Below are 377 nucleotides of genomic sequence, written 5' to 3' on the forward strand. Positions count from 1 at the left end.
CCTTATATGCGTCCCACATGGCAAAAAAGTAAACACATGGATAAAACATGAGCCATTGATATTCTGTCTGCTCGATTGCTTTATTTATTTGACCATTAAAACTTAACAGGATCAATTCATTAAAGTGAGAATAAACATTAATCACAAATTCCAATAAAATAAAAATGATCCCTTTCAGATATTTACCATTAAGTAATTGACCAAAACCTGGGAAGGCAATACTCCATAAAAGTTTTTCTATCGGATTCACATTTTCCTAACCTTTTTCTCATAAATTTTTGTTAATTTTCATCGAGATGATCACGATTAACGGCATGTGGTGCTTTTTCCATCCAACCCTTTTCTATATAAATTTTGGCAGCATCTTCAACAAATTT

General features: G+C 31.6%; 1 pseudogene. It reads right to left on the reverse strand.

What is annotated here, in order from left to right:
* Nucleotides 1-250 (reverse strand): annotated as a pseudogene (locus V7083_RS11975) (hypothetical protein); the annotation flags it as partial.
* Nucleotides 251-377: the final 127 nt, after the last annotated feature.

This window comes from Bacillus sp. JJ1764, from assembly GCF_036962145.1.
Lineage (GTDB): Bacteria > Bacillota > Bacilli > Bacillales > Cytobacillaceae > Neobacillus.